Source organism: Micromonospora sp. NPDC005299 (genome assembly GCF_042872345.1).
GTDB lineage: Bacteria > Actinomycetota > Actinomycetes > Mycobacteriales > Micromonosporaceae > Micromonospora.
On sequence record NZ_JBIAKG010000002.1, the window covers coordinates 584,777 to 610,373 of the forward strand.

The window sequence follows — 25,597 nt, forward strand, 5'->3', positions numbered from 1 at the left end:
ATTAAATTCCTGACGGTGCGTCACCAGGCGCGCACGTCACGTCAGGAATCGGGGGGTCATGTCCGGAGTCGCGATGGTCCGCACGCTGCTCGCGCTCAAGGGTGGGTTGATCCGGGGCGCCCTCGCCCACCTGCTGGCCGCGGAGGACGACATCGACATCGTCGGCGAGGCGGCGACGGCGCACGCGTTGCGTGACGCCCTGGCGGACGACCGGCCCGACGTCGCCGTCGTCGACGCCGACCTCGTACCGCTGCACCAGCTCGCCCGGATCGCCGCCGCCGCCCCCGACGGCGGCGGGCGGCTGCTGGTCCTGGTCGAACAGCGCCGCGCCGCCCGGGTCCGCCCGGTGCTCGCCGAGCACGGACGACAGATCGGCTTCCTCAGCCGGGACGTGCCGCCGCAGCGGATCGCCGAGGGCGTACGACTGCTCGCCCGCGGCCAGGTGGTGCTCGACCCGGACCTGGTGGTCGCGGCGCTGGAGGTCACCGACAGCCCGCTGACCCCCCGCGAGCGGGAGGTGCTCGACGTGGCGGCCGAGGGGCATCCGGTCCGGGACATCGCCGAGAAGCTGGCGGTCTCGGCGGGGACGGTGCGCAACCACCTGTCCCGGATCATGGCGAAGACCGGTGCGCGGACCCGCTTGGAAGCGGTGCGGATCGCTCGGGAGTCCGGCTGGATCTGACCGGCTCCGCCCCGCCTTCCCAGTAGCCCACCAGTTCCCGGTACGCGGCCGAACGGGCCAGCAGCTCCTGGTGGTTGTCGAGCAGCGCGTGGTGGCCGTCGAGCAGCAGCACCCGGCGGGCGCGCAGTGCGGAACTGACCCGGTGTGCGATCACCACGAGCGTGCCGGGCCGGTCGGCGAACGCGGTCTCCAGCCGCGCCTCGGTGGCCGGGTCGAGGTGGCAGGTGGCCTCGTCGAGGATCACCAGGGGCGCCGGCGAGAGCCAGGCGCGCAGCAGGGCCAGTTGCTGGCGCTCCCCGGCGGACAGGCCGGCCGGACGCAGCGTCGCGTCCAGGCCGCCGAGGCGGTCGACCAGCCCGGACAGGCCCAGCCGGGCCGCCGCCCGGACGATCGCCGGGTCCGCCAGATCGGGCCGCAGGTAGCGGAGGTTGTCCCGGACGCTGCCGGTGAAGACGTAGGCCTCCTGCGGGATCAGCACCCGTCGCCGCGCCAGCTCGGTGGCCGTCGCACCGGCCACCGGCGTCCCGCCCACCTCGATGGTGCCGGACTGCGGACGGAGCACCCCGGCGATCACCGCGGCCAGAGTGGACTTGCCGATCCCGCTGGCACCCACCACCACCAGGTGGTCGCCGTCGGGCACGTCGAGGTCGAGGCTGTCGAGCACCGGGTCGGCGTGTGGCCCGTACCGGAACGTCACGTCGCGCAGGGACAACGCGGGCGGGTCCCGCCGCGCGGTCCGCACCGCGTCGGTCGGGGGCGTGTGCTCGGCGGTCGGGACGCAGGTGCGCAGCAGCCGGTCCAGGGTGACGGTGAACCGGAGCCCTCCGGCGGCCACCCCCTGGACGAGGGTGTGCAGGGCCGGTTGCACGCCGCGGACGACGTAGACCAGGGCGCCTAGCACCGCGCCCGGCCCGAGGCCCTGCCGGACCAGCCAGGGGGCGGCGAGGACCACCACCGGCACCGGTAGCCATCCGCCGAGGGCCAGACTCAGTCCACGGGTGGCGGCCATCGTGGCCAGCCGTCCCTCCACCCGCGCCTGTGCGTCGACGTGGCGCCCGAGCCACCGGCTGACCTGGTCCCGCGCGCCGCTGACCGAGACGTCGCGGTGACCGGCGACCGCGGTGACCGCGGCCCGGGTGAGGCGTTCGTCGGCGAGCACGTACTCGCGCTGGCGGGCGATCATCGCCGGCACGGCCGCCGCGAACAGGCCCAGGCCGGCCAGCACCGGCACGATGACGAGCAGGGCGACCGGAGCGGCGAGGGAGAACAGCCCGACGATCGCGGCGCACGCGGCGAAGAGGAAGCCGCGAACCACCGTCAGCAGGCCGGCCCAGGTGTCCCGGACGATCTCCACCTGGTGCGTCAGGCGGCCGACTGCCGCGTCGTCGACCCGGCCGTCCGTCGCGCCGGCCAGCGCGCCGGCCACCACCCGGCGCAGCAGGTCGTCGCGGAACGGCTCCACCACGTCGCCGAGACACGCGTACGCGCGGTTGGTGCCCACAGCGCCGACCAGCACGGCGGCCGCGAGCAGCCCCAGCCAGAGCAGCCCGACCGCCGGGCGGCCGGCCAGGAAGCCGGCGTCCACGGCCCGGGCGGTCAGCAACCCCGTCAGCGCCGCCGGCAGCGCCTCGGCCACCGACCAGGCCGCCAGCCGGGAGAGCGCCGCCCGCCGCGCCCGCAGCGCGGACCGGATCACCGCACCGACCCCGGTCACGACCGGAACACCGCCCGGTAGCCAGGGTCGTCCCACAGCACGGCGTGCGGACCGACCGCGCGGATCCGCCCACCCTCCACCCAGACCACGAGGTCGGCCCGGGCGGCGGTGCCGACCCGGTGAGTCACCACCATCCGGGTACGTCGGTCCGCCCGGTCGGTCAGCGCCCGGCTCACCCGGTGCTCGGTCACGGTGTCCAGGCTGGACGTCGCGTCGTCGAGGATGAGCAGCCGCTCGGCCCGCAGTGCGCGGGCGAGGCCGAGCCGCTGGCGTTCCCCGCCCGACATGGCGACGTCGGCCAACGACGTGCGGTACCGGTCGGGCAGCCGCTCGACGAAGTCGTCGATGGCCGCCGCCCGGGCCAGCGGCGCCGGGTCCGCGCCGCACCCGACGGCGGCGCCCACCGTCTCGCCGACCAGCACCGGCCGTTCGAATCCGTAGCCGACCGCCGCGTGCAGCGCCGCCGCCGACAGCTCGGGCAGCGGCGTCCCGTCCAGCCGCACCTCACCGGCGTCGGGGTCGCGCAGCCGGCCGGCGACGGCGGCGAGCAGCGACTTGCCGGCGCCGGACGGGCCGACCACGGCGAGCAACGCGCCGCCCGGCACCCGCAGGTCCACCCGGTCGAGCAGCGGCCGCCCGTCGTCGGCCCGCACGCTGACCCCGCGCAGTTCGAGGCAGCCGGGACCGGGGGGCAGGGTTCGATCGCCGTACCGGCGGGCGGGTTCGGTGAGCACCTCCGCGGCGCGACGACAGCCGGCGCGGACCCGGACGGCCTTGTTGAGGGTGCCGACCACGGTGCCCAGACCGGCGCCGAGCGCGGCGTACTGGAGGGCGGCCAGCAGGTCTCCGGGCGTCAGCCGCCCGGCGGCCAGGGAGAGCCCGCCCACCGTGACGATCGCCAGTTGCAGCATCGGGCTGAGCACGGCGCCCCGGGTCGCCGCTCCGGCCAGCACGGTCCACGTCCGCGTGCCGTGCCGCCGCAGCTCCGCGACCGGGGCCAGGACCCGGTCGACCTCCCGCCCGGAGGTGCCGGCGGCGGCGATGGTCCGCGCCCCGGCCAGCGCCTCCACCAACAGTCCCGCGAGCTTCCCCTGGGCCCGCTGGTAACCGGCGACCGCGGCGGACGCGTCGGCGACGAATCCGCGCAGCAGCACGCCCAGCAGCACCAGCCCGACGACGAAGGTCGCCCCGAGCCACGGGTCGATCATGGTGAGGGCCACCAGGCTGCCCACCGGCGGCACCAGCACGGTGCCGGCCAGCACGAGGGTCGGGGCCGCCTGCCCGGCGTCGGCCACCTGGCCCACCAGGCGGCCCACCAGGTCGCCCACCGGGTGGCGGGCAGCGGTCCGGGGGTCGAGCGCGAGGACGTGGCCGATCAGCGTGTGGCGCAGGCCGGCGACGGAACGGGCGCTGGCCGCGCCGGTGCCGTAGTCGCGGACCACGCCCGTGCCGGCCAGCAGGACAACCAGCCCACCCACCACGGCCAGCCACCGTGCGGCCGACTCTCCCGCGGTGGTTCCGACGGCGGCGTCGACCGCCCGCCCGAGCGCGGCGGGCAGCGCCAGTTCGGCCGCCGCACCGGCCACGGTGACCAGGGCCAGCGCCGGGGTCCACCAACCGGCGGACCCGACGGCACGCCACAGGAGCCGATCGGCCGGGGTCATCGCACCTCCACGGGCGCGGCCCCGGACCGGCGTGAAGCCGGCCCGGGGCCAGGCGAACTGATCGTCAGTGACAGGTGGTGACGCTCAGCGAGCTGTCGCCGCAGAGCAGCAGGCTGGCCTGGCTGCCACCGCCGTTACGCTCGGCGGCCGGCAGTTCCATCCCCTGGAGGTCGAGCAGTGCCATGACAGTCCTCTTTCTCTCGTGATGATGCTGGTCGGATCTCGTGGCGCGGCCATCGCTGTCGATGGCCACCGGGTCACTTGCAGGTGGTGACGCTCAGCGAGCTGTCGCCGCAGAGCAGCAGGCTGGCCTGGCTGCCACCGCCGGTACGCTCGGCGGCCGGCAGCTCCATCCCCTGGAGGTCGAGCAGGGCCATGTCGTTCACCTCCTTCCGCGCGCGTCGGGTCGGACCGCCCCGGGGTGACCCCCGGGGAGCTGGGTGCGCCGGGCGGGCGCGGCGCCGGGCAGTGGCGTGAGGAACGGCAGGTGCCCGGTGCTCGCCTGCCGGATCGCCACGAGGGCGCTCAGCACACCGGCGGTGCCGGTGGCCAGGTCCATGGAGAGCCGCAGCAACTGGTCGCCGGGAAAGGCGGTCGCCCCCCGGTACGGCAGCGCGTGCCAGCTCAGCAGCCGGGCCTGCTCGCGAGCCGGTGCGACCTCACCTCGTTCCGCCAGGTAGGTGACGATCCCGGCGCGGCCGGCGAACAGCCCGGACTGGGCATAAAACGGGAAGTCGGCGCAGCGGCGGACGGCCTCGGCGGCGGTGCGCAGGTCCTCGTCGCCGCGGTGGCGCAGGTACTGGTCGAGCACCAGGCCGATGCCCACGCTGCCCTCGGCGAGATAGGGCATCGTCCGCCAGCCCTCGTTGACCTCCAGGTGGCCGGCGTCGCGCCGTACGCACCGGCGGAGGTCCTGCCGCAGCGCGGTCGCGGCGTGGTCCAGCAGGCTGCCGTCGTGGTCCAGTTCGTACCTGCGCAGCAGCATCAGCGCCACGCCGGCGCCGCCCCGGAACAGCCCCGCGTACGGGTGGCGGCCACCGCTGACCTCGGCGACCGACTCGACCCCGCCGAGCCGGCCGACGACCAGGTCGACCGCCTGCCGGGCCGCGTCGGCGTACCGCCGGTCGCCGGTGAGCCCGGCGAAGTGGGTCAGGTTGAGCGCCACACCGGACAGGCCGCTCATCAGGTCGACGCCAAGTTCCGTCCACGGTTCGTCGAGGCAGCGGCCGAGCAGCCGCAGCGCCTCGGCGCGGTGCCCGAGCAGGTCCAGCACGTACGCGACGCCGTGCAGCCCGTCGTAGAAGCCGAGCCGGCTGCCCGACGCCGGTTCCCGTACCCGGTCGATCAGCCATCGTTCGTGCCCGGGGTCGGTGCCGGCGCCGCTGGCGTGCAGCGCCCACAGCACCCCGGCCGCGCCGTGGGCCAGGTTGAGCCCGCCGTCGGCCCCGGCGAACTGCCGGATGTCGCCGGGGAAGAGGCGGTCGTCGCGGTGCGGGGTGGCGCTCGCGGTGATCGCGGCGGCGAGCCGGTCCCGCAGTGCCGGCCAGTCGTCCGGGTCGATCCGTACCCTGTCCGGGTGGCCGGGCTGGTGCTCGGCTTCGGTCTCAGCCTCGGACTCGGTCCCGGTCTCGCCGAGGATCACGGCGACCGCCTCGTCGAGCAGGTCCCGGGGGACGGGGAACTGTTCCGCCACCACCTCGGCCAGGTGGGCCGCCTTGCCCGGCGCCAGCCGGAGCATCGCGGTCAGCGGCAGGAAGAGGGCCAGTCGCAGGCAGGCCAGGGCGTACCGGTCGACGTCGAAGCCGGTCCGGTCTCGGGGGGCGGCGAAGGCCTGGTTGCGCAGTGCCGGCCGCGCGGCCGCCGCGGCGGGTGTCGCCACCTCGAAGTCGATCAGTGTGACGTCCCCGTCCTCGCCGACCATGATGTTGAGCATGTGCAGGTCGCCGTAGACCACGCCGTGGGCGTGGATGGCGTCCACCGCCTCGGCGACCTGCCGGTGGATGTCCAGGGCCCACCGGGTGTACGCGTCCCGGTCGGCGTCGAGGTGGACCAGCGGGTAGCGCTCCACCACCAGCTGGTTCAGCGGGCGCCCCTCGACGAACGTCAGCGCCAGGAACTCGTGCCCGCCGAAGCTGAACTCGTCGTGCACCCGCACCAGGTGCGGCACCCCGGCGAGCCGGCGCAGCGTCTCGGCCTCCCGGCGCAGCCGGGTCACCGCGTCCGCGCCGGTGGCGTCCAGCCCGGCGTGCGGGCGGGCCTCCTTCAGCACCACCCGGTCCCCGGTGCGGGTGTCCCGGGCCTCGTAGAGACCGCCGCCGTTGGAGAAGTGGATGACCTTCTCGATCCGGTAGGGCAGGTCGGTGGTGGTCGCGGCGTTCCGGGCGGCCAGGTGCGGGGCGAGGAAGTCGGGCAGGGTGACCCACTCGGGCACGTGGAAGACCGGGTCGCGCCGGTCGGGCACCAGGGTGCCGGTGGCATCCTCGATCGCCGGCACCACCTGGCCCTCGGGGGAGAGGCAGTACCGGGCGGCGAAACCGCCGTAGCGCAGGTACACCGGGCCGTCGCCGTACCGCAGGTCGCTCAGGATGTACGGCCCGCTCTCCCCGTCGAGCAGCGCGCCCAGCTCCTTGGCGGTCAGCTCCAGTTCCGCGTCGTCGCGTGGGTAGACGGTGATGAACTTGCCGCTGGCGGCCCGGCGGGCGTACTTGCTGTTGCGCATGAGCAGCATCCGCGGACCGCGCAGGTGCTTGAACGGGATGCCGCGGGGCCGGCAGTAGTCCATCACCCGGGCCAGCACCCGCTCGGCGTTGTCCAGCCGGGCCGACACGTGGATCTTCCACCCCTGGGACGGGAGGGAACCGCCGACCGGACCGTGGACCAGCCAGTCGTCCTTGACCTCGCACTCCCAGCCGGGCGCCGGCGGGCGGTCCGCCGCGTAGCCGGGGGCCTCGACGTCCGAGCTGGCGAGCGAGTCGTAGAACAGCGGATCGACCGCGCAGTACGAGTCGTACCGTTCGTCCATGTCGTCTGCCTCCACCGGCTGATCGGTTGAGGTCAATCCTGCGGACGGCGGAGCAGTGAGCAAAGTGTGATGAGTCATGACCGGTCAGTGATTTTCGCACCCCGAAATCGTGACAACGGCGGAGTTTGAACTCGCGAATGCCGCGCCACCAGTGCCGGCGTGCGCCGTCGGTGCCCGGCGGAGAGAGCGAGGACCCGCACCGGCTCGGCCGGTGCGGGTCCGCGGGTGTCACGGGTGCGGCCCGCCGGTGGCGGGCCGCGCCGGCTCAGTAGACGGTCACGCCGTACGCGCTCGCCGCCTCGGTGACCGGCTGGAAGAAGGTGGTGCCGCCGGTGCGGCAGTCACCGCTGCCGCCGGAGGTGATGCCCAGCGCCTTGGTGCCGTCGTAGAGCGGGCCGCCGGAGTCGCCCGGCTCGGCGCAGACGGTGGTCTGGATCATGCCCCGGACCGTGCCGCCACCCTGGTAACGGACGGTCACGTTCAACGCGGTCACCGTGCCGCTGTGGGTCCCGGTGGTGGACCCGGTCCGCTTCACCGACTCACCCACGACGGCGTTCGCGGCCGAGTAGCCGCCCGGGTGGCTGAGCGCGGCGTTGTCGTAGCGGACCAGGGCGTAGTCGTTGCCGGGGAAGCTGGAGCTGATCGTCGGGCCGATCAGCGTCTTGAGCCCCGAGTCGGTGTACCAGGTCTTGGCGACGTTGCCGCAATGCCCGGCGGTGAGGAAGTAGTAGACACCGGACTTCACCGCGTTGAAGCCGAGCGAGCAGCGGTAGCCGCCACCGTAGATGGCGTTGCCGGCCGACAGCAGCGGACGGAAGGTGCCCCGGGCCCGGTCGACCCGGATCGCGCCCGCCGCGGCGCCGGCGTTCTTCTTGATGGTGGCGACCTCGGCGGCGGACACGCTGTCGTCGGCGGTGACCACGACGCGGCCGGAGCCCGCGTCCACGCGCCAGGCGATGCCCTGCACGCCGGAGGCGGCGACGGCGGCGTCGACCCGGGCCAGCTGGTCGGCGGTGAAGCTCGGCGCGGCGGCCGAGGCGGCGCCGGGAACGGCGAAGGCGCCGGCGGCCACCAGGCCGACGGTCGCGGCGAGCAGGGGGGTGAGTCGGCTTCGGCGGATTCTCACGGTCTTCTCCTCGGACGGTGAAGGCCGCCGGTTGCGTCGGCGTCCATGCCGGGTCGCCGGGATCAGTTCGGGGTGTGACCTCGGCGAACGCTGTGGCGGCGAGTATCCACCCGGGTCGATGCTAGGGCAAGGGGTTGGCGGCGCGTCGTCCGGTGCTGACTAGGGTGGGCCGGGGAGGTGCGGCGACCATGGCGGAGCTGAGCGGGGACGCGCGGGCCGGACTGGAGGCGGTGGTGCCCGGCGGGGTGGCCACCCGGGCCGCGGACCGGCTCAGGCTGGCCCACGACGCATCGCACTACCTGCTGCACCCGAGCGCCGTGGTCACCCCGGCCGACGCCGACCAGGTCGCCGCCCTGCTGCGGCACAGCCGCCGCACCGGCACGCCGCTGACGTTCCGCTCCGGCGGCACCAGCCTCAGCGGCCAGGCGGTCACCGACCGGCTGCTCGTCGACACCCGGCGGCACTTCCGCGACCTCGCCGTCCTCGACGACGGCCGGCGGGTGCGGGTGCAGCCCGGCGTGGTGCTGCGGCAGGTCAACGCCCGGCTCGCCCCCTACGGCCGCAAGCTCGGCCCGGACCCGGCCAGCGAGTCCGCCTGCACGGTCGGCGGCGTGGTCGCCAACAACTCCAGCGGGATGACCTGCGGCACCGAGTTCAACACCTACCGGACCCTGGAATCACTGCTGCTGGTGCTGCCCAGCGGCACCGTGCTCGACACCGGCGCCCCGGACGCCGACGCCCGGCTGCGCGCCGCCGAGCCGGAGCTGCACGCCGGCCTGCTGCGGCTGCGCGACCGGGTCCGCGGCAACCCCGACTCGGTGCGCCGGATCCGCGCCCAGTACGCCATGAAGAACACCATGGGGTACGGCGTGAACGCCTTCCTCGACCACGACGACCCCGCCGACCTGCTCACCCGGCTGGTGGTGGGCAGCGAGGGCACCCTCGCCTTCGTCGCGGCGGCGACCTTCCGCACCGTACCCGTGCACCGGCACGCCGCGACCGGGCTGCTGGTCTTCGACACCCTGGCCGCGGCGATGGCCGCCATGCCGGCGCTGGTGGCCGCCGGGCCGGCGGCGATCGAGCTGCTCGACGCGGCCGCCCTGCGGGTCGCCCAGCGGGACCCGCGGGCGGACGCCGCGCTGCGCGGCCTGCCGGTCCGCGAGCACGCGGCGCTGCTGGTCGAGTGGCAGGAGTCCGACCCGGAGGCGCTGGCCGAGCGCGTCGCCACCACCCGGCCGGTGCTGGCCGACCTGCCGCTGACCACCCCGGCCCGGCTCAGCGGCGAGGCCGCCGCCCGCGCCGCGCTCTGGCACATCCGCAAGGGTTTGTACGCGGCGGTGGCCGGCGCCCGCCCGTCCGGCACCACCGCGCTGCTGGAGGACATCGCCGTCCCGGTCGAGGCCCTCGCCGACACCTGCGCCGCGCTCGCCGACCTCTTCGACCGGCACCGGTACGAGGAGAGCGTCATCTTCGGCCACGCCAAGGACGGCAACCTGCACTTCATGCTGAACGAGCGGTTCGCCGGCGGCGCGGCCCCGGCGCGCTACGCCGACTTCACCGAGGAGATGGTCGACCTGGTCCTCGGCCACGGCGGCACGCTCAAGGCCGAGCACGGCACCGGCCGGGTGATGGCCCCCTACGTGCGCCGCCAGTTCGGCGACGAGCTGTACGCGGTGATGCGCGAGGTCAAGACGCTCTGCGACCCGGACGGCGTGCTCAACCCGGGGGTGCTGCTCAGTGACGACCCGGAGATCCACCTGCGGCACCTGAAGACCGTGCCGACCGTGGAGGAGGAGGTGGACCGCTGCGTCGAGTGCGGCTACTGCGAGCCGGTCTGCCCCAGCCGCGACCTCACCACCACGCCCCGGCAGCGGATCGTGCTGCGCCGGGAGATCGCCGCCGCCCGCGCCGCCGGCGACCCGGCTCTGGCCAGCGAGCTGGAGGACGCCTACGACTACGACGCGGTGGACACCTGCGCCGTCGACGGCATGTGCGCCACCGCCTGCCCGGTCCTCATCAACACGGGCGACCTGGTGAAGCGGCTCCGGACCGACCGGAACGGCGGGACCGCGCAGGCCGGGTGGCGGGGCGCCGCGCGCCGCTGGGGCGCCACCACCCGGGGCATGGCCCGCGGGCTGGACCTGGCCGGCGCGCTGCCGCCCGCGCTGCCCGAGGCGGCCACCCGGGCCGCCCGCGCGGTCCTCGGCGCCGAGCGGGTCCCGCAGTGGCAGCGCGACCTGCCCCTGGGCGGCCGGCCGCGCCGGCCCCGCCCGGTCGGCGAGCCGGACGCCGTCTTCGTCCCGTCCTGCCTCGGCACCCTGTTCGCGCCGGCCGAGGGCGGCTCCGGCGTGGCCGCCGCCCTGCTCACCCTCGCCGACCGGGCCGGCGTACGCCTGCTCGTGCCCGACGGGGTCGACAGCATGTGCTGCGGCACGCCCTGGTCCTCCAAGGGCCTCACTGCCGGCTACCAGGCGGTGCGCGACCGGGTGCCGCCGGCGCTGCGGGCGGCCAGCCGCGACGGCGCCCTGCCGGTGGTCAGCGACGCCGCCTCCTGCACCGAGGGCTTCACCAAGCTGCTCGCCGACGCCGACGCCGGCGGCCTGCGGGTGGTCGACGCCGTCGCGTACGCGGCCACCGAACTGCTGCCCCGGCTCACCGTGCGCCACCGGCTCGGCTCCCTGGCACTGCACCCGACCTGCTCGTCCACCCGGCTCGGGCTGGACGACGCGCTGCTCGCCGTGGCCCGCGCCGTCGCCGACGAGGTGGTGGTCCCGGAGGGCTGGCAGTGCTGCGGCTTCGCCGGCGACCGCGGGCTGCTGCACCCCGAGCTGACCGCGTCGGCCACCCGCGCCGAGGCCGCCGCCGTCGCCGCCCGCTCCTTCGACGGGTACGCCTCGGTGAACCGCACCTGCGAGATCGGCATGGCCCGGGCCACCGGGCAGCCGTACCGCCACCTGCTCGAACTGCTGGCCGACGCGACGGCCTGACCGGGGCGGGTAGCATCCGGCGACGTGCTGCGCAATTGGTGGATGGCCGGCCTGATGCTGGTGTGCGGGGTGCTCGTCGCGGTCCGCGGGGACCCCCCGGTGGTGGCCGTCGTCGAGTTCCTGGTCTTCGTGGTGCTGGCGGTGCTGTTCTCGCCGCTGGTGTTCCCGAGGTCGCTGCCCGCCGCCGAGGCGCGGGAGCGCAGCGCGCGCGACGGCCGCCCGGTCGTCTACTGGCGGCCCGGCTGCCGCTACTGCCTGCGCCTGCGCCTGCGGCTGGGTCGCCGCGCCGGGCGGGCGTACTGGGTGAACATCTGGCGCGATCCCGAGGGGGCGGCGGCGGTCCGGGCGGTCACCGGCGGCGACGAGACGGTCCCGACCGTGGTGCTGCCCGACCAGGCCGTGGTGAACCCGGCACCGGCCTGGCTGCGCGAACGCCTGCCGTCCTGACCGGAGGACCGCAGCAGGTGACCGGCGTTGGGCGGGCAGACTGGTGCGGTGGACGGGATACGGGAACTGCTCGGGGTGGACCTGCCGGTGGTGGCCGCGCCGATGGCCGGTGGGCCGACCACCACCGGGCTGGCGACGGCGGTGGGCGCGGCCGGAGCGTTCGCGTTCCTGGCCGCCGGCTACAAGACACCGGAGGCGGTGTCGGCGGAGATCGCCGAGCTGCGCGCCGCCGGCCGGCCGTTCGGGGTGAACGTCTTCGTGCCCACCCCGGTGCCCGTGGCGGAGGCGGAGTTCCGCCGTTACGCGAGCCGGATCGCCCCCGAGGGCACGCCGTACGGCCTCGACCTGGCGGCCGCTGCGCGCTCCGAGGACGACGACCACTGGGCGGCGAAACTCGACCTGCTCCTCGCCGATCCGGTGCCGGTGGTCAGCTTCACGTTCGGCCTGCCTCCGGCTGCGGTGATCCGGGACCTGCGACGGGCCGGCAGCCGGGTGCTGGTCACCGTGACCGACCCGGCCGAGGCGGCGGCCGCGGCCGACCTCGGGGTGGACGGGCTGGTCGCGCAGAGCGGCGCCGCCGGCGGGCACCTGGGCACCTTCACCCCGGACGCCCCGCCGCCGCCGCGCCCGCTGCCTGACCTGGTCGCGCTGGTCGCCGGCCGCGCCGGGTTGCCCGTGCTCGGCGCGGGCGGGGTCGGCAGGCCCGGTGACGTCCGGGGCGCGCTGGCCGCCGGCGCCGTCGGCGTGCTGGTCGGCACGCTGCTGCTGCGGGCGGACGAGAGCGGCACCGGCCGGACCCACCGTGACGCGCTGGCCGACCCGCGACGGGACCGGACGGTGGTCACCCGCGCCTTCACCGGCCGGCCGGCGCGGGGGTTGCGCAACGACTTCATCGAGCGCCACGAGGGGGCCGCCCCGCTCGGCTACCCGGCGCTGCACCACCTGACCCGGCCGCTGCGCGTCGCCGCCGCCCAGGCCGGTGACGCCGACCGCCTGCACCTGTGGGCCGGCACCGGCTGGCGCGGCGCCCGGTCCGCCCCGGCCGCCGACATCGTCACGGAGCTGACCCACACCCTCTGAACGCGACAGCACCGCGCAGGCCATCGTCGAGGGCGGGAAGTCGCCGTCCGGGGACCCCGCCGCCGACGAGCGGCCGCGGTCGAGGCCCTGCGGGCGAAGACCCCGCTGGGGGTGCCGTGGGTCCAGCCCGAGGACGTCGCGCCGCTGGTGGTGTTCCTCGCCTCGGACGGCGCGCGGATGGTCAGCGGCACCTCCTTCGCCGCCACGGCCGGCGACAGCGCCCACGTGACCGCCTGACCGGCCGGCCGGGAGCCACCCGAGGGGCGGCTCCCGACCGTCGGGCGGTCAGCCGGCGACCGAGGCCAGATAGCGCTCGGCGGCCTCCGGGGTCAGGAACCAGTCCCGGAAGTCGTTCGGGTCGGCGAACCCGTTGGCGAATCGCCGGGCCACCACCGGGTTGCCGGCGGCCGCCCCGAGCACCTGCTGTACGTGCGGCGGCAACGGTTGCAGCATGGCGTTCGTCCAGCCGGTGACGGCCTCGCCGGTCGCGGCCCAGAAGCGCTCGAAGGTCTGCGTCATCCAGTCCCGGTCGAAGGGCCGGTCGCCGTGCTCCAGGATCGACCCCAGGTACGCGTGCGCGCACTTGGCGGCGGTGTTGCTGCCCTGGCCGGTGATCGGGTCGTTGGCCACCACCACGTCGGCCATGCCCAGCACCAGCCCGCCCGAGGGCAGCTCCGCCACCGGGTGGCGCACCGTCGGGGTGTACCGCCCGGACAGGGTGGCCCGCCCGTCGGTCAGCTCCACCTCGGCGCACCGCTCGTAGATCCACGGCGTGTAGCGGCGGGCCAGGTCGAGGGTGAGCTTCAGGTGCTCGGCCGGGTCGCGCCGCTCGGTCCACAGGTCCAGCGGCCCACCGGGCACCGCCTCCCAGAACAGGATCTCGCAGGGGCCGGAGTGGGTCAGTCCGGGGATGACGAACAGCTCGCCCAGCCCGGGCACCGCGTTGAAGCTGACGTGCGGCACCGGCAGCAGCGGGTCCGGGGTCATCCCGTGCACGTACGCCACGGCCAGCCCACGCTGCGGCGCGTCGTACACCGAGCGGGCCGGATCGCGGTCGAAGACGCCGACCAGGTCGCCCTTGCCGGCCGCCACCACGGTCAGGTCGTAGCGGCCGAGCCGGGCCAGGCCGTCCAGGTCGCTGGTGGTCACCGTCTGGTAGAGCACCGTCCCGCCGCGCTGCTCGAACAGCTCCAGCCAGTCGGCCATCTTGATCCGCTGGTCGGTGCTCTGCGCCGACTCGTCGAGGGGGCACGCGATGCGCAGCGCCCGCTCGCCGGGCGGCGCGGAGAGCGAGACCTGCAGCCCCTCGATCCGGGGCGCCCGGTCCTGCCACAGGTCCAGCCCGTACCGGCGTTCGGTGGCGAGCGCGGGGCCGAACATGGCCTGGGTGCTCATCACCCAGCCCCGGCGGATCTCGTCGGGCGTCCGGGCGGACATCACCGTGACGTCGTACCCCTCGGCCTGCAGGCTCAGGGCGAGCTGGAGCCCGGACTGTCCGGCCCCGACGGTCAGGATTCTGCGCATGGTTCCTCCAGGGGTTGAGCTATCGCGCCGCGAGCGCGCCCGCGGTGGGCCGGGGGGTGCGGGACATGGCGTGTTCCACGACCATGAGCAGCGCCCGCGCCACCGACGACGGGTCGCGGGCGTCGCAGGCGGTCAGGGGTACGTGGGCCGGCAGCGCGAGCGCGGCGCGGACGTCGTCGAGCGGGTGGTGCAGCACCCCGTCGAAGAGGTTCACGCAGACCACGAAGGGCATGTCGCTGTCCTGCTCGAAGTAGTTGACCGCCGGGAACGAGGCGGCCAGGTCCCGGGTGTCGGCGAGCACCAGCGCGCCGACCGCGCCCCGGCACAGGTCGTCCCACATCGGCCAGAACCGGGGCTGGCCCGGCGTGCCGAACAGGTAGAGCACCAGGTCGGGGCCGATGGTCAGCCGGCCGAAGTCCATGGCCACGGTGGTGGTCGTCTTGTCGATGCCGGGGTCCAGCCGGTCGATGGTCTCGCTGGCCGCCGTCATCCACGCCTCGGTGTTGATCGGCGGGATCTCCGAGATGGACCCGACGCAGGTGGTCTTGCCGACCCCGAAGCCGCCGGCGATGACGATCTTCGCCGAGGTCAGCAGCGGGCTGTCAGGCAAGTTTGCGGAGGCCATCGCGCAGTCTCTCCAGGAGGCGGAAGTCGACGTTGTCGTGGTCGGTGTGCACCAGCAGCCGGTCGGTGGCGGCCAGGTCGTCGACGACGACCCGGGTGACGCCCAGGGAGATCCCGCACACCGCGGAGAGTTCGGCCACCGAGCGGGCCGCCCGGCGGGCCTGCTCGTAGAGCGAGCGGGCCTCGGGCAGCAGCCCGGCGGCGAACACGGCGTCGTAGTAGGGCACCGACACCAGGGTGTGCACCAGAAGCGGTTGCCGGGTGCGGGTGCGGCCGGCGGTCAGCACGTACGGCCGCACCTTCCAGTACCTCATCGGCATGATCGTCGTCCTCCGGCCGTCAGCGGGCCTGCGCGGCGGTCATCCGGTGCAGCTCGTGCCGGACGGCCGGCGTGAGGGCGTGCCACACCGCGCCGACGAACTGCGTCATCCGGTACGACACGACCCGCAGGTCGCAGCCGGGCGCGGCGGCCACCGCCAGGCCCGCGGACTCGCCCACCCGCATGAAGAGCAGGTGCCCGCGGGGCAACCGGACGGTCAGGTACTCGGCGGCCCCCAGCTCCAGCAGGGCGGCGCTGCGGTCGGCCATGCTGAGCAGGCCGGCGGTCAGCGCGGCGAGCTGGTCGCCCAGGTCGCGGCCGACACCGTGCGAGGCGGCCAGTTGCAGGCCGTCCAGTGACACCAGCATGGCGTGGTTGACCCCGGGCACGTCCTCGACGAACTGCCGGATCAGCCAGGCGCAGTCGGGCAGCCCGTTGCCCGTGCCGGTTCCCGGGTACGCGTGGTTCATCACTGCCGTCCTTCGTGGTCGGTGGGGGTGCGGGCGTCGCTGATGCCGGCCGCGAAGGCGGCCGTCTCGTCCGGCCACGCCTCGGGCGGGGAGCCCGCGCCGGGGTCGGCGGGGGGTCGGGGCGCCGGGACCCGGTCGCGGACGCTCTCGGGCACCCGTCGGGGCAGCCCGGCGGTGGCCGGCGAGTCGCCGGCCGGCCCGTCGAGGGTGGTGAGCCGGACGGTCGGCCCGTTGGTGCCGTCGTGGGGCGCGGCCATCGGCGTACTCCAGGGGTCGGTCCCGCGCCGGCCGGGTGGCCAGGCCGGCGGCGGCGCGGGCGCGGCGGTGGCCGGCTGCGGGGCGGGGATCTCGCAGAGCAGCGCGCCGGGGACGGCCACGGACGCGGTGGTCCCGCCGGCGGGCCGGGTGGTGAGGGTGACCCGCAGGTGGTGGGCGACGGCCAGGTGGGCCACCACGGCGAGCCCGAGGTGGGCCGCGGGGTCGAGGGTGACCGGTGTGGCCGGCCGGCCGCTGAGCAGCGCGTTGAGCTGGATGAGGTGGTCGGGGTGCAGGCCCACCCCGGCGTCCTCGACCCGCAGCAGGACGCCGCCGTCCTCGGTGACGAACGCGGACACGGTCACGGCCGCGGTGGGCGGGGAGAACCGGGTGGCGTTGTCGAGCAGTTCGGTGAGCACGCGGATCACGTCGTCGGCCGCGAACTCGACCACCGCGAGCTCGACCACGTGCCCCACCCGGATGCGCGGGTAGTGCTCGACCGCCGAGGCGGCGGCGCGGACCACGTCGACCAGGGGGACGGTCTGCGGGTCGGCGTCCTCGACCCGGCGGCCCAGCAGCACCTGGAGGTTCTCCGCGTGCCGCCGGATCCGGGTGTTCGCGTGGTCGATGCGGTAGAGCCGCTCCAGGCGTTCGGGGTCCTGCTCGTCGGCCTCGACGGCCTCCAGGTGGGTGCCCATCTGGTACGCGGCGGCGAGGATCCGCAGGGCGAACTGGTCGCAGATGGCGGGCCACGGGCCGGGCCCCGGGTCCTCGCTGGGCGGCGGTTCGGGTGCCTCCGGTGGTGCGACGTCCCACCGGGCGACGGTCGGATCCAACCAGCGGGCCGCCCGTTGCCGCCAGGTGGCCCGCCGCCGGGTGATGTCCGTGCTTCTCACGAAAGAACCGACCTGTCCGTGAATTTCGGCTCTGGCATGGTGCAGCAGTCAACCATCGGGTGTGCGCCAATTGCAACGTTGGAGGGCAACTTGGTGAGGTTTTCACACTCCGGTCGCCGCGCTGCCACGGTTGTGTGATCGGTCCGCGGTCGCAAAACGCAACAGCCGGACGGCGGATTTTTCCCGGCGGGTCGGCCGGCACCCCGCACCCCGTCCGGATCACCCGCACCGGGTGCGGCATGATCATGGAAACGGCGTGACGCGGGAAGGGGCCGGGCGGATGACGGTGGAGGTGCCGCGCGGCGGCCGGGTGCTCTTCATCGGCGACAGCATCACCGACGCCGGCCGGGACCGGTCCTGTGGCGACGACCTCGGCACCGGGTACGCCATGATGGCCTCCGCCTGGTTCACCGCCCGCCACCCCGGCCACCGGGCCACCTTCCTCAACCGCGGGATCAGCGGCGACCGGGTACGCGACCTGCGGGCCCGCTGGGAGACCGACTGCCTGGCCCTCGCCCCGCAGGTGGTGTCGGTGCTGATCGGCATCAACGACACCTGGCGGCGCTACACCCGCGACGACCCGACCAGCGCCGCCGACTTCGCCCGCGACTACCGTCACCTGCTCGAGGCCACCCGGCCCCTGGGCGCCCGGCTGGTCCTCGTCGAGCCCTTCGTCGTCCCGCTGGACGACGCGCAGCACGCCTGGCGGGAGGACCTCGACCCGAAGGTCGAGGTGGTCCGCACGCTCGCCGCCGAGTTCGACGCAACCCTCGTGGCGGTGGACGAGCTGTTCCGGGCCGCCGGCGTGGACGGCCGGGTGTGGACCCGCGACGGGGTGCACCCCACCCCGTTCGGCCACGCGCTGATCGCCCAGGCGTGGCTGCGCGCGGTCAGCCCGTCGGCGTGAGCCTGCCATCGACGCTGATCGTGGTTAAGCTCGGCCGATGCACCGCTCCCGGCTGTACGCCCTGATCCTCGACGCGCCCCGCGACGCGGCCGCGCCGGCGGTCGAGTTCTGGTCCGCGGCGCTCGGCGCGCCGACCCGCACCGACCCGGCCGAGCCGCAGTTCACCGACCTGGTCGAGGTGGTGCCCGGGCTGGTCACCGCCGTCCAGTCGGTGGACGACGCGCCCCGGCACCACCTGGACATCGAAACCGACGACGTGGCCGCCGAGGTGGACCGGCTGGTCCGGCTCGGCGCCACCCCGGTCACCCGCTGGCTCGACTGCCACGTGCTGCGGGCGCCGGGCGGTCACCTGCTCTGCGTGATCCCGGTGGCCAGCGACCCGGAGCTGTTCGCCGCGACGGCCACCCGGTGGGACTGACGGCCGGGCCCGGGGGGTGTCGCCGCCCGCCCTCCGGGTAAGGGCCGGGGATGAAGTTCCTCCTCGCCGCGGCCGACACCGGCACCTACGGGTTCACCCTGCTCGGCGACGACGGCCAGGTCATCGCCACCGGCCGGCAGTATCCCGACAAGGCCGCCGCCCTCGCGGTCGTCGCGGACATGATGCGTGAGATCGGCAGCGCCGAGATCGAGGAGCGGACCGAGCCGGCCGAGCCGACCGGGACGCCGCCCAGCCGGACGGTCGACGGGGAACCCGACCTGGCCCGGATCGGGCGGTCGGGCATCCCGCCCGTCTGACCGCCGGCGCTCAGGCGTCGAGGGTCCGGGCGGCCAGCTCGTCCAGGACCGCCCGGACGTCCCCGTCCGTGTCAACCAGGACCCGCCGCTGCCGGGTCGCGCCGTTGCCGTCGCGGCGCAGCCGGTCGAGCTGGTGAGTCACCAGGTTCAGGTCCCCGTAGCCGGTCAGCGCGGGAGTCACGGTGGCGACCAGGTCGTCGATGAGCTCCCAGGCCGGTCGGGACCCGCCCGCCAGCAGGTCGACCAGGTCTCCGTCCACTCCGTCGTGCGCGGCGCGCCAGTGCGCGGCGGCCACCAGACAGTCCCGGATCCGGGGCGCGGGCCGGCCGGCCTGCACGTCCCCGGCCGTCGTGGCGACCAGCGCCCGCAGCAGGGCGGCGACCAGCACGGTGTCGTCCACCGTCGGGCAGACGTCGCCCACCCGGACCTCCACGGTGGGGTAGGCGACGGACGGGCGGGCGTACCAGTAGACCATCTGGGGGTCCAGCATGATGCCGGCGTCGACGAGATCCCGCACCGTCCGGTCGTAGTCGGCGGCGGACTCGAAGTGTGGCGTCGGCCCGACGCTCGGCCAGCGGTCGAACTGGATGGCGCGCCAGCTCGCGTGCCCGGTGTCCCGCCCGTCGTGCAGCGGAGAGTTGGCGGTGAGCGCCTGCACCACCGGCAGCCAGGGCCGAAGGTGGTTGCAGATCTGCACGGCCAGTTCCCGGTCCGGCACCCCGACGTGGACGTGACACCCGCAGACCGCCGGGTCGTGCGCCACCGGCCCGAACCGGTGCGACATGGCGCGGTAGCGGTCCTTGTCCGGCACCGAGCGGTGCGGCTCGCACACCGGCGTCGCGGCGACCGCCACCAGCCGTGCCCCCGCCGCCGCGGCCGCCGCGGCCGCCGCCCGGCGGAGCACCACCAGGTGCTCCCGCAGCTCGGCCAGGTCGGTGCAGATCGGCGTCACCATCTCGACCATGCTGTGCCGGAACTCCTGCCGGCTCTGCTCCCGGCCCGGGCCGGAGAGCGCGGCGAGCACCCGGTCGGCCACCGGCAGGCTCTGCCCGGTCACCGGATCCAGGAGCAGGTACTCCTCCTCCACGCCGAGCGTGCGAACCGCCGGGACGGGGGCCACAGGCTCACCTCCGGGTACGGCGGGCACGCGGCGCGGCGGACGCGTGCCGGCGTACCGCGCGGGGCAGGGCGCGACGGACGCACCGGAGGGTGCGCCGGTCGGCTCACCTCACGGTACGGTCCGTCCCCGGCACCCGGTGACCGTTTGCCCTGATCACCGCCGTGGTGCCGTCAGGCGGCGGTGACGGCGAGCGGCTCCGCCCGGACGGCCGGCGCCTCGTCGGTGGACCACCCGGTCGAGGGGTTCTGGCCCGGCTCGGTGGGCGTGTCGGCGGCCGCCGACACGGGACGCGGCGCCCGGGCGGCGCGCAGCCCCTCCTGCGCCTTCTCCCAGGCGGCGCACGGCCAGGCTGCGCCGACGCAGCTCGGGCTGACGCAGACCCGGTCGTCGTCGGGCTGGTGGGCGTCGGCCACCGCCGCGGACAGGCCCCACAACAGCGGATCGGTCACCTCGGCCGGACGATCGGCGCGGTCTGTACTGGCTTCGGACATGGTCAGGTCCCCCCTCGTTGAGCCGCCCCTCTGTTTCCAGAACGCCCGCACGGCAAACCTGGTCACGCCGGATCTTCTGCGTTCGCCCGCACCCGGCCGGCGGCATAGGCTGACGGACGTGGCGAGGTACTACGACGTGCACCCCGACAATCCGCAGCCCCGGGTGCTCCGGCAGGTCGTGGACCTGCTGCGCGGCGACGGCCTGATCGCCTACCCGACGGACTCCTGCTACGCCCTCGGCTGCCAGCTCGGCAACCGTGGCGGGGTCGAGCGGATCCGGGAGATCCGCCGGCTCGACGAGCGGCACCCGTTCACCCTGGTGTGCCGCGACTTCGCCCAGCTCGGCCAGTTCGTCAAGCTCAGCAACGCGGTCTTCCGCCAGGTCAAGGCGGCCATCCCGGGCAGCTACACGTTCATCCTGCCGGCCACCCCCGAGGTGCCCCGGCGCCTCCAGGACCCGCGGCGGCGGGTCGTCGGGGTCCGCGTACCGAAGCACACGGTGACCCAGGCGCTGCTGGCCGAACTCGGCGAGCCGTTGCTGTCCAGCACCCTGCTGCTTCCCGGCGAGGAGGAGCCGCTGACCCAGGGGTGGGAGATCAAGGAGCGGCTCGACCACCTGGTCGACGCCGTGGTCGACGCGGGGGACTGCCGCCTGGAGCCGACCACCGTGGTCGACCTGTCCGGGCCGGAGCCGGAGATCCTGCGCCGCGGCGCCGGCGACCCGTCCCGCTTCGAGTAGCGATCGGGCCGTTCCACCCCGTCGTGGCCCGCGGTGCGGCACCGTGGGATCCGGCGGACGGTGACGGGGGTACGGCATGAGCACACTCGTGCTGATCGCGGTGCTCGGCGCCACCGTGCTCATCGGCACCACCATCGGCGGCCGGTACAGCGTCGCCCCGCCCGTGCTGCTCATCGCCATGGGGGCGGGGCTCGGCCTGCTACCGCCGTTCGAGAACGTGATCCTCGAGCCCGAGGTGGTGCTGCTGCTCTTCCTCCCGGCGATCCTCTACCGGGAGAGCCTGGTCATCAGCCTCCGCGAGATCCGGGCCAACCTCGTGGTGATCGCCCTCCTCGCTGTCGCGCTGGTGATCCTCACGATGGTCGCCGTGGCGTACGTGGCCCAGGCCCTCGGCGTCGAGCCGGCGGCCGCCTGGGTGCTCGGCGCGGTGCTCGCGCCCACCGACGCCGCCGCCGTGGCCGGCCTGGCCAAGCGGATGCCCCGCGGCATCCTGACCACGCTGCGCACGGAGAGCCTTGTCAACGACGGCACGGCGCTGGTGCTCTTCTCGGTGGCCGTCGGGGTGATCGCCGGTGGGAGGGTGCCCAACGGGTTCGAGCTGGGTGGACAGTTCGTCGGCAAGGCGCTCGGGGGGATCCTCGCGGGTGTGCTCGTCGGCGGCGTGGTCATCCTGATCCGCAAGCACGTCGACGACCCGCTGCGCGAGGGCGGGCTGAGCATCCTCACCCCGTTCGTCGCCTTCCTGCTCGCCGACGCGGTGCACGCCAGCGGGGTGCTCGGGGTCGTGGTGGCCGGCCTGCTGCTCTCCTACGCGGGGCCCCGGGTGATCCGGGCCCGCTCCCGGCTCACCGCGTACGCGTTCTGGGACCTCTCCACCTTCATGATCAACGGCAGTCTCTTCGTGCTGCTGGGCATGCAGGTGCCCCGGTCGCTGCGCAGCATCACCAGCCACTCGCCGTTGGAGTCGTTCGGCATCGCGGTGCTGGTCGCCCTGGTCGTGGTGGCCACCCGGATGATCTGGGTGCATGTGGCGGTGGGGGGGTTGCAGGGCATCGACCGACGGGAGTCCCGCCGCGCCCGCCGCTTCGACGCCCGGGTCCGCACCGCCGCTGGCTGGGCCGGGTTCCGGGGCGCGGTCTCGCTCGCCGCCGCGCTGGCCGTGCCGGTCACCACGCACGCCGGGGCACCCGTGCAGGAACGCGACCTGATCATTTTCGTCACCGTGGTGGTGATCGTGCTGATCATGCTGGTGCAGGGCACCACCCTGCCGGCCGTGGTCGCCTGGGCCGGCCTGACAGGCGACCGGGAACGCGAGCACGAGGTGCGCTGGGCCCGGATCCGGGCCACCGAGGCTGCCCTGGACGCGCTGCCCCAGGTCGCCGCCGAACTCGGCGCGTCCCCGGACACCGTCGACCGGCTCCGCGCCGACTACCAGGACCACCTGGCGGACGTCCGCTCCCCGCGCAGCGACGAGGCCGACGAGGAGCGCGAGATGGGCCGGCGGTTGCGCCTCGGCGTGCTGGACCGCAAACGGCAGGAGGTCACCCGGCTGCGCAACACCAACCAGATCGACGACGTGGTGCTGCGGCAGATCCAGGCCGCCATCGACATCGAGGAGATCCGGCTGCTCGGCCCCGAACCGGAGGACTGAGCGCCGGCCGCCGGACGGCGGCGGTGGCCCGGCGCGGCGACACCCGCGCCGGGCCCGGACGGTCAGCCCGCGGTGCAGGTGGGGGTGCCGGAGGGGGCGGTGCCCGTGCCCTGGAAACCGAACTCGGTGCTGCCGCCCGCGCCGACCTGGCCGTTGTAGGCCACGTTGCGGAAGGTCAGCGCGCCGCTGGTGCCGCTCGGCTGGGCGTTCCAGGTGTTGACCAGGCTCGCGCCGGTCGGCAGCGTCAGCCCGACGGCCCACCCGTTGAGTCCGGCGGCGCCGGCGGTGATCCGGACGGTGGTGACGAAGCCGCCCTGCCACTGGTTGGTGGTGAGCGACGCGGTGCAGCCGTTGCCCGACGGCGGCGGGGTGGTCGGCGGGTTGCTGGTGGGCGGCGGGGTCGTCGGGGTGGTGGGCGGCGGGGTGGTGCCGCCCGCGTTCAGCGCGTCGAGCACCGCCGTGTACGCCGGTTTCTTGTTGCCGTTGCCGTCGAAGAGCAGCGGGGTGCCGCTGGCCCGCCACGAGTCGGTGTCCCGGATGCCCCACACGGTGATGCCGGTGCAGCGGGACACGGCCAGGCAGTCCCTGACGACGTTGCCGTAGGTGGTGGCCTGGGTGGTGCCGGAGCCCTCGATGTCCAGTTCGGTGATCTGCACGTCGACGCCGAGCGCGGCGAAGTTCTGCAGGGTGGTGCGGTAGTTGCTCGGGTACGGCGAGCCGCTGTTGAAGTGCGACTGCAGGCCGACGCAGTCGATCGGGACGCCACGTGCCGTGAAGTCCTTGACCATGTTGTACACGGCCTGCGTCTTTTGCCAGGTCCAGTTGTCGGTGTTGTAGTCGTTGTAGCAGAGCTTGGCGGCCGGGTCGGCGGCCCGAGCGGTGCGGAAGGCCACCTCGATCCAGTCGTTGCCGGTGCGCTGGAGGTTGGAGTCGCGGCGGCCGCCACCGCTGTCGGCGAACGCCTCGTTCACCACGTCCCAGGCGTAGATCTTGCCCTTGTAGTGGGTGGCGACCTGGGTGATGTGGTTGATCATCGCCTGGCGCAGCGCGGTGCCGGACAGGTTCTGCGCCCAGCCCGGCTGCTGGGAGTGCCAGGCCAGCGCGTGGCCGCGGACCCGCATGCCGTTGGCCTGAGCGTGGCTGACGATCCGGTCGGCGCTGGTGTAGGTGAACTGGCCCTGGGACGGCTCGGTGGCGTCCCACTTCATCTCGTTCTCGGGGGTGACCATGTTGAACTCGCGGTTCAGGATGCCGACATACGTGGCGTCCGACAGCTTGTTCGCGGCCACCGCGGTGCCGAAGTAACGGCCCTTCTCGGCCGCCGACGCCCCGAGCGTCGTCCCGGCGCTGGCGCTGGTCGCCACCGCCACCGTCGTGGCGATCATCGCGACGCCGGCCAACATCGACACCACCGCGGTCCGCGGGCGCGACCGGGCCGCCGCGCTCCCGCTGCCGCGGGCGAGCACCTTGTCCATCTGAAAGCCTCTCCTAGCCGTATCGGTGTGGTCAGCCCGCCCCGGCCACTGCCCGCCACGGTGGTCGGCTCGGTGCGCGGCCGCCCGGAGGCCGCGCGGGGTGGGGAGGGCACTCCCCGCCACCGTGAGTTGATCGAAGCGAATCTCTGGAGCGAGACTACCGGAATGGTTCCGAAAACTTAACAGCGTCGATGGGGATGTGTTCTCCCGTGCGGACTCCGTGGCGTGCTGGCCCGGCGGGCGCGGAGGCTCCGAAACTTTCGGCCATGGTTGAACGGAGGGTGGTCAGGGCGGATGCTGGAGGACATCGATCCGTGACGATGGAGGTGGCATCCCGCATGCGCCGTTCGCTCGCCGTCCTCGCCTTGGCCGCCCTGCTCGCCGGCACCCCGACCGCCGCCCGGGCCGGCACCGCCCCGGAATTCACGCCCACCGGGCTCGCCGCCGTGCGAACCGCCGGCACCGCGTGGGGAATCGACCCGGCCAGCGGCCGGCTGACGCTCACCGTCGACGACACCGTCACCGGCGTCGAGCTCGCGGCGCTGCGGCGCACCGCGGCCCGAGCCGGCGCGGCGCTCCGCCACGAACCCGGCCGGCTGCGCACCCTGATCGCCGGCGGCCAGGCGATCTACGGCGGGGGAGGACGCTGCTCGCTCGGCGCGAACGTGCGCAGCGGCAGCACCTACTACCTCGTCACCGCCGGGCACTGCACCAACCTGGCCGGCATCTGGTACGCCGACAGCGCCCGCACCACGGTGCTCGGCAGCCGGACCGGCACCAGTTTCCCCGGCAACGACTACGGGGTGGTCCGCTACACCGGCACGATCGCCCACCCCAGTGCGGTGTACACCTATACCGGCCAGGTCACCATCTACGGTGCCGGCAACGCGTACGTCGGCCAGGCGGTCTGCCGCAGCGGCGCCACCACCGGCGTGCGGTGCGGCTCGGTCACCGGCCTGAACCAGACCGTCAACTACGCCGAGGGCGCCGTGTCCGGGCTGATCCGCACCAACATCTGCGCGGAACCCGGGGACAGCGGCGGCCCGCTCTACGTGGCGTCGACCGGCACGGTGATCGGGATCCTCTCCGGCGGCAGCGGCAACTGCACCTCCGGGGGCACCAGCTACTACCAGCCGATCACGGAGATCCTCGCCGCGTACGGCCTCACCATCCCCTGAGCGGGCCGGGCGGGGGTGCCGAGAGCATCCCCCGCCCGGTCCGTCCGGTCAGCCGGCGCAGTTGTTGTTGCGCGCCGGCTGGGTGAGCTTCTCCTGCGTGCCGAACTTGGCGTACAGCCGCAGGTAGCACGGCAGTTCGACGTCGCCGTAGTAGCTGACGACCTGGTCGTCGTAGTGCGTGGTGCCGCTCTCGGTGACCTGCCAGCTGCCGCCGTCGCTGGACTGGATCTCCCAGTAGACGTCGCCGGAGCAGCCCTCCAGGCCGCGGGCCCAGGCGATGATGTTGGCCCCGTTGTAGATCTCGGACTGCACCAGGGTGCAGGCCGCCGCCTGCGCCGGTGCGGCGCCGACGAACAGTCCCGCCGTCAGCAACGCCCCCGCACCGACCGCCGACATCAGCTTGCGCATGGTCCGACCCCTCCAAGGTGGATAGTGGATCACTTCCCCGGAGAGTAGCCGCTGGTGCAAACAAGTTTCAATATCGAGTCTGC

26 protein-coding genes are annotated in these 25,597 nt (G+C 74.5%); 11 read left to right on the forward strand and 15 right to left on the reverse strand.

Annotation, left to right across the window (positions count from 1 at the left end; all coding sequences use genetic code 11):
* Positions 1-58: 58 nt before the first annotated feature.
* Positions 59-682: a LuxR C-terminal-related transcriptional regulator gene (locus ACFYPD_RS07985; protein ID WP_387110207.1), complete on the forward strand. Its 624-nt coding sequence runs from the start codon at positions 59-61 to the stop codon at positions 680-682.
* On the opposite strand, the gene ACFYPD_RS07990 is transcribed toward ACFYPD_RS07985, so the two are convergent.
* The 6 genes from ACFYPD_RS07990 to ACFYPD_RS08015 form a co-directional block, all read right to left on the reverse strand.
* On the reverse strand, positions 612-2,396 hold the full coding sequence (locus tag ACFYPD_RS07990; protein ID WP_387110209.1) for an ATP-binding cassette domain-containing protein: 1,785 nt from the start codon (positions 2,394-2,396) through the stop codon (positions 612-614). The two genes, ACFYPD_RS07985 and ACFYPD_RS07990, sit on opposite strands and share 71 nt — an antisense overlap.
* Positions 2,393-4,060 carry an ABC transporter ATP-binding protein gene (locus ACFYPD_RS07995; RefSeq protein WP_387110211.1) on the reverse strand — a complete coding sequence of 556 codons (1,668 nt, stop codon included), beginning with the start codon at positions 4,058-4,060 and terminating at the stop codon, positions 2,393-2,395. Before ACFYPD_RS07995 ends, ACFYPD_RS07990 begins: the two co-directional genes overlap by 4 nt.
* A 64-nt stretch (positions 4,061-4,124) precedes the next feature.
* Positions 4,125-4,244 (reverse strand): SapB/AmfS family lanthipeptide, encoded by a 120-nt coding sequence (locus ACFYPD_RS08000; RefSeq protein ID WP_387110213.1) that lies wholly within the window; start codon positions 4,242-4,244, stop codon positions 4,125-4,127.
* A 73-nt stretch (positions 4,245-4,317) separates the two neighbouring features.
* Positions 4,318-4,437, reverse strand: coding sequence for a SapB/AmfS family lanthipeptide (locus ACFYPD_RS08005; protein ID WP_088974649.1), 120 nt, complete (start codon positions 4,435-4,437; stop codon positions 4,318-4,320).
* 5 nt (positions 4,438-4,442) lie between these two features.
* Positions 4,443-7,082: a class III lanthionine synthetase LanKC gene (gene lanKC, locus ACFYPD_RS08010; protein ID WP_387110215.1), complete on the reverse strand. Its 2,640-nt coding sequence runs from the start codon at positions 7,080-7,082 to the stop codon at positions 4,443-4,445.
* 265 nt (positions 7,083-7,347) lie between these two features.
* The gene (locus ACFYPD_RS08015) at positions 7,348-8,208 is read right to left on the reverse strand and encodes a S1 family peptidase (RefSeq protein ID WP_387110217.1); all 861 of its coding nucleotides are present in this window, start codon (positions 8,206-8,208) and stop codon (positions 7,348-7,350) included.
* 188 nt (positions 8,209-8,396) lie between these two features.
* Between ACFYPD_RS08015 and ACFYPD_RS08020 the strand changes: the two genes are divergently transcribed.
* The 4 genes from ACFYPD_RS08020 (at position 8,397) to ACFYPD_RS08035 (ending at position 12,959) form a co-directional block, all read left to right on the forward strand.
* Positions 8,397-11,195 (forward strand): FAD-binding and (Fe-S)-binding domain-containing protein, encoded by a 2,799-nt coding sequence (locus ACFYPD_RS08020; protein ID WP_387110219.1) that lies wholly within the window; start codon positions 8,397-8,399, stop codon positions 11,193-11,195.
* Between the two features lie 24 nt (positions 11,196-11,219).
* The gene (locus ACFYPD_RS08025) at positions 11,220-11,642 is read left to right on the forward strand and encodes a glutaredoxin domain-containing protein (RefSeq protein WP_387110221.1); all 423 of its coding nucleotides are present in this window, start codon (positions 11,220-11,222) and stop codon (positions 11,640-11,642) included.
* 48 nt (positions 11,643-11,690) lie between these two features.
* Positions 11,691-12,722 carry a nitronate monooxygenase gene (locus ACFYPD_RS08030; protein WP_387110223.1) on the forward strand — a complete coding sequence of 344 codons (1,032 nt, stop codon included), beginning with the start codon at positions 11,691-11,693 and terminating at the stop codon, positions 12,720-12,722.
* A gap of 111 nt (positions 12,723-12,833) precedes the next feature.
* The gene (locus tag ACFYPD_RS08035; protein WP_387110225.1) at positions 12,834-12,959 is read left to right on the forward strand and encodes a hypothetical protein; all 126 of its coding nucleotides are present in this window, start codon (positions 12,834-12,836) and stop codon (positions 12,957-12,959) included.
* A gap of 48 nt (positions 12,960-13,007) precedes the next feature.
* Here ACFYPD_RS08035 and ACFYPD_RS08040 read toward each other — a convergent pair whose 3' ends face one another.
* From ACFYPD_RS08040 to ACFYPD_RS08060, 5 genes are read right to left on the reverse strand one after another with little or no spacing between them, the layout of a single operon-like run.
* Complete coding sequence (locus ACFYPD_RS08040; RefSeq protein ID WP_387110227.1) at positions 13,008-14,246, reverse strand: styrene monooxygenase/indole monooxygenase family protein; 1,239 nt, start codon at positions 14,244-14,246, stop codon at positions 13,008-13,010.
* Positions 14,247-14,265: 19 nt separating this feature from the next.
* Entirely contained in the window at positions 14,266-14,871 is a 606-nt protein-coding gene (locus ACFYPD_RS08045) for an ATP/GTP-binding protein (protein ID WP_387110229.1), read from the reverse strand.
* Positions 14,849-15,184 (reverse strand): DUF742 domain-containing protein, encoded by a 336-nt coding sequence (locus ACFYPD_RS08050; protein WP_387110230.1) that lies wholly within the window; start codon positions 15,182-15,184, stop codon positions 14,849-14,851. Before ACFYPD_RS08050 ends, ACFYPD_RS08045 begins: the two co-directional genes overlap by 23 nt.
* 25 nt (positions 15,185-15,209) lie before the next feature.
* Positions 15,210-15,659 (reverse strand): roadblock/LC7 domain-containing protein, encoded by a 450-nt coding sequence (locus ACFYPD_RS08055; RefSeq protein ID WP_387110232.1) that lies wholly within the window; start codon positions 15,657-15,659, stop codon positions 15,210-15,212.
* Complete coding sequence (locus ACFYPD_RS08060) at positions 15,659-16,810, reverse strand: sensor histidine kinase (protein WP_387110234.1); 1,152 nt, start codon at positions 16,808-16,810, stop codon at positions 15,659-15,661. The genes ACFYPD_RS08055 and ACFYPD_RS08060 overlap by 1 nt, the downstream gene beginning before the upstream one ends.
* 256 nt (positions 16,811-17,066) lie before the next feature.
* Here ACFYPD_RS08060 and ACFYPD_RS08065 point away from each other — a divergent pair, with 256 nt between their 5' ends.
* Genes ACFYPD_RS08065 through ACFYPD_RS08075 form a run of 3 tightly spaced genes read left to right on the forward strand, consistent with a single transcriptional unit; the run spans position 17,067 to position 18,452 of the window.
* Positions 17,067-17,717, forward strand: a complete 651-nt coding sequence (locus ACFYPD_RS08065; protein WP_387110236.1) for an SGNH/GDSL hydrolase family protein — start codon at positions 17,067-17,069, stop codon at positions 17,715-17,717.
* A 37-nt stretch (positions 17,718-17,754) separates the two neighbouring features.
* On the forward strand, positions 17,755-18,135 hold the full coding sequence (locus tag ACFYPD_RS08070; protein ID WP_387110238.1) for a VOC family protein: 381 nt from the start codon (positions 17,755-17,757) through the stop codon (positions 18,133-18,135).
* Between the two features lie 50 nt (positions 18,136-18,185).
* Positions 18,186-18,452: a YegP family protein gene (locus ACFYPD_RS08075; protein ID WP_387110240.1), complete on the forward strand. Its 267-nt coding sequence runs from the start codon at positions 18,186-18,188 to the stop codon at positions 18,450-18,452.
* A gap of 10 nt (positions 18,453-18,462) precedes the next feature.
* Here the strand turns inward: ACFYPD_RS08075 and ACFYPD_RS08080 are convergent, their stop codons facing one another.
* On the reverse strand, positions 18,463-19,572 hold the full coding sequence (locus ACFYPD_RS08080; RefSeq protein WP_387110241.1) for a glutamate--cysteine ligase: 1,110 nt from the start codon (positions 19,570-19,572) through the stop codon (positions 18,463-18,465).
* A 170-nt stretch (positions 19,573-19,742) separates the two neighbouring features.
* Entirely contained in the window at positions 19,743-20,063 is a 321-nt protein-coding gene (locus ACFYPD_RS08085) for a hypothetical protein (RefSeq protein ID WP_387110243.1), read from the reverse strand.
* A gap of 118 nt (positions 20,064-20,181) precedes the next feature.
* Between ACFYPD_RS08085 and ACFYPD_RS08090 the strand changes: the two genes are divergently transcribed.
* Positions 20,182-20,802, forward strand: a complete 621-nt coding sequence (locus tag ACFYPD_RS08090; protein ID WP_387110245.1) for an L-threonylcarbamoyladenylate synthase — start codon at positions 20,182-20,184, stop codon at positions 20,800-20,802.
* A gap of 76 nt (positions 20,803-20,878) precedes the next feature.
* Positions 20,879-22,453 (forward strand): Na+/H+ antiporter, encoded by a 1,575-nt coding sequence (locus tag ACFYPD_RS08095; protein WP_387110247.1) that lies wholly within the window; start codon positions 20,879-20,881, stop codon positions 22,451-22,453.
* Between the two features lie 62 nt (positions 22,454-22,515).
* On the opposite strand, the gene ACFYPD_RS08100 is transcribed toward ACFYPD_RS08095, so the two are convergent.
* Entirely contained in the window at positions 22,516-23,928 is a 1,413-nt protein-coding gene (locus ACFYPD_RS08100; protein WP_387110249.1) for an endo-1,4-beta-xylanase, read from the reverse strand.
* Between the two features lie 338 nt (positions 23,929-24,266).
* Between ACFYPD_RS08100 and ACFYPD_RS08105 the strand changes: the two genes are divergently transcribed.
* Complete coding sequence (locus tag ACFYPD_RS08105; protein WP_387110250.1) at positions 24,267-25,106, forward strand: S1 family peptidase; 840 nt, start codon at positions 24,267-24,269, stop codon at positions 25,104-25,106.
* A 48-nt stretch (positions 25,107-25,154) separates the two neighbouring features.
* On the opposite strand, the gene ACFYPD_RS08110 is transcribed toward ACFYPD_RS08105, so the two are convergent.
* Positions 25,155-25,514 carry a hypothetical protein gene (locus ACFYPD_RS08110; RefSeq protein WP_387110252.1) on the reverse strand — a complete coding sequence of 120 codons (360 nt, stop codon included), beginning with the start codon at positions 25,512-25,514 and terminating at the stop codon, positions 25,155-25,157.
* Between the last annotated feature and the right edge of the window lie 83 nt (positions 25,515-25,597).

Coding starts and splice junctions, on each gene's coding strand:
- ACFYPD_RS08055 (WP_387110232.1), bottom strand. CDS start 15,659: ATGAACCACGCGTACCCGGGAACCGGCACGGGCAACGGGCTGCCCGAC.
- ACFYPD_RS07995 (WP_387110211.1), bottom strand. CDS start 4,060: ATGACCCCGGCCGATCGGCTCCTGTGGCGTGCCGTCGGGTCCGCCGGT.
- ACFYPD_RS08095 (WP_387110247.1), top strand. CDS start 20,879: ATGAGCACACTCGTGCTGATCGCGGTGCTCGGCGCCACCGTGCTCATC.
- ACFYPD_RS08050 (WP_387110230.1), bottom strand. CDS start 15,184: ATGAGGTACTGGAAGGTGCGGCCGTACGTGCTGACCGCCGGCCGCACC.
- ACFYPD_RS08040 (WP_387110227.1), bottom strand. CDS start 14,246: ATGCGCAGAATCCTGACCGTCGGGGCCGGACAGTCCGGGCTCCAGCTC.
- lanKC (WP_387110215.1), bottom strand. CDS start 7,082: ATGGACGAACGGTACGACTCGTACTGCGCGGTCGATCCGCTGTTCTAC.
- ACFYPD_RS08105 (WP_387110250.1), top strand. CDS start 24,267: ATGCGCCGTTCGCTCGCCGTCCTCGCCTTGGCCGCCCTGCTCGCCGGC.
- ACFYPD_RS08045 (WP_387110229.1), bottom strand. CDS start 14,871: ATGGCCTCCGCAAACTTGCCTGACAGCCCGCTGCTGACCTCGGCGAAG.
- ACFYPD_RS08100 (WP_387110249.1), bottom strand. CDS start 23,928: ATGGACAAGGTGCTCGCCCGCGGCAGCGGGAGCGCGGCGGCCCGGTCG.
- ACFYPD_RS08005 (WP_088974649.1), bottom strand. CDS start 4,437: ATGGCCCTGCTCGACCTCCAGGGGATGGAGCTGCCGGCCGCCGAGCGT.
- ACFYPD_RS07985 (WP_387110207.1), top strand. CDS start 59: ATGTCCGGAGTCGCGATGGTCCGCACGCTGCTCGCGCTCAAGGGTGGG.
- ACFYPD_RS08070 (WP_387110238.1), top strand. CDS start 17,755: ATGCACCGCTCCCGGCTGTACGCCCTGATCCTCGACGCGCCCCGCGAC.
- ACFYPD_RS08110 (WP_387110252.1), bottom strand. CDS start 25,514: ATGCGCAAGCTGATGTCGGCGGTCGGTGCGGGGGCGTTGCTGACGGCG.
- ACFYPD_RS08000 (WP_387110213.1), bottom strand. CDS start 4,244: ATGGCACTGCTCGACCTCCAGGGGATGGAACTGCCGGCCGCCGAGCGT.
- ACFYPD_RS08075 (WP_387110240.1), top strand. CDS start 18,186: ATGAAGTTCCTCCTCGCCGCGGCCGACACCGGCACCTACGGGTTCACC.
- ACFYPD_RS08020 (WP_387110219.1), top strand. CDS start 8,397: ATGGCGGAGCTGAGCGGGGACGCGCGGGCCGGACTGGAGGCGGTGGTG.
- ACFYPD_RS08085 (WP_387110243.1), bottom strand. CDS start 20,063: ATGTCCGAAGCCAGTACAGACCGCGCCGATCGTCCGGCCGAGGTGACC.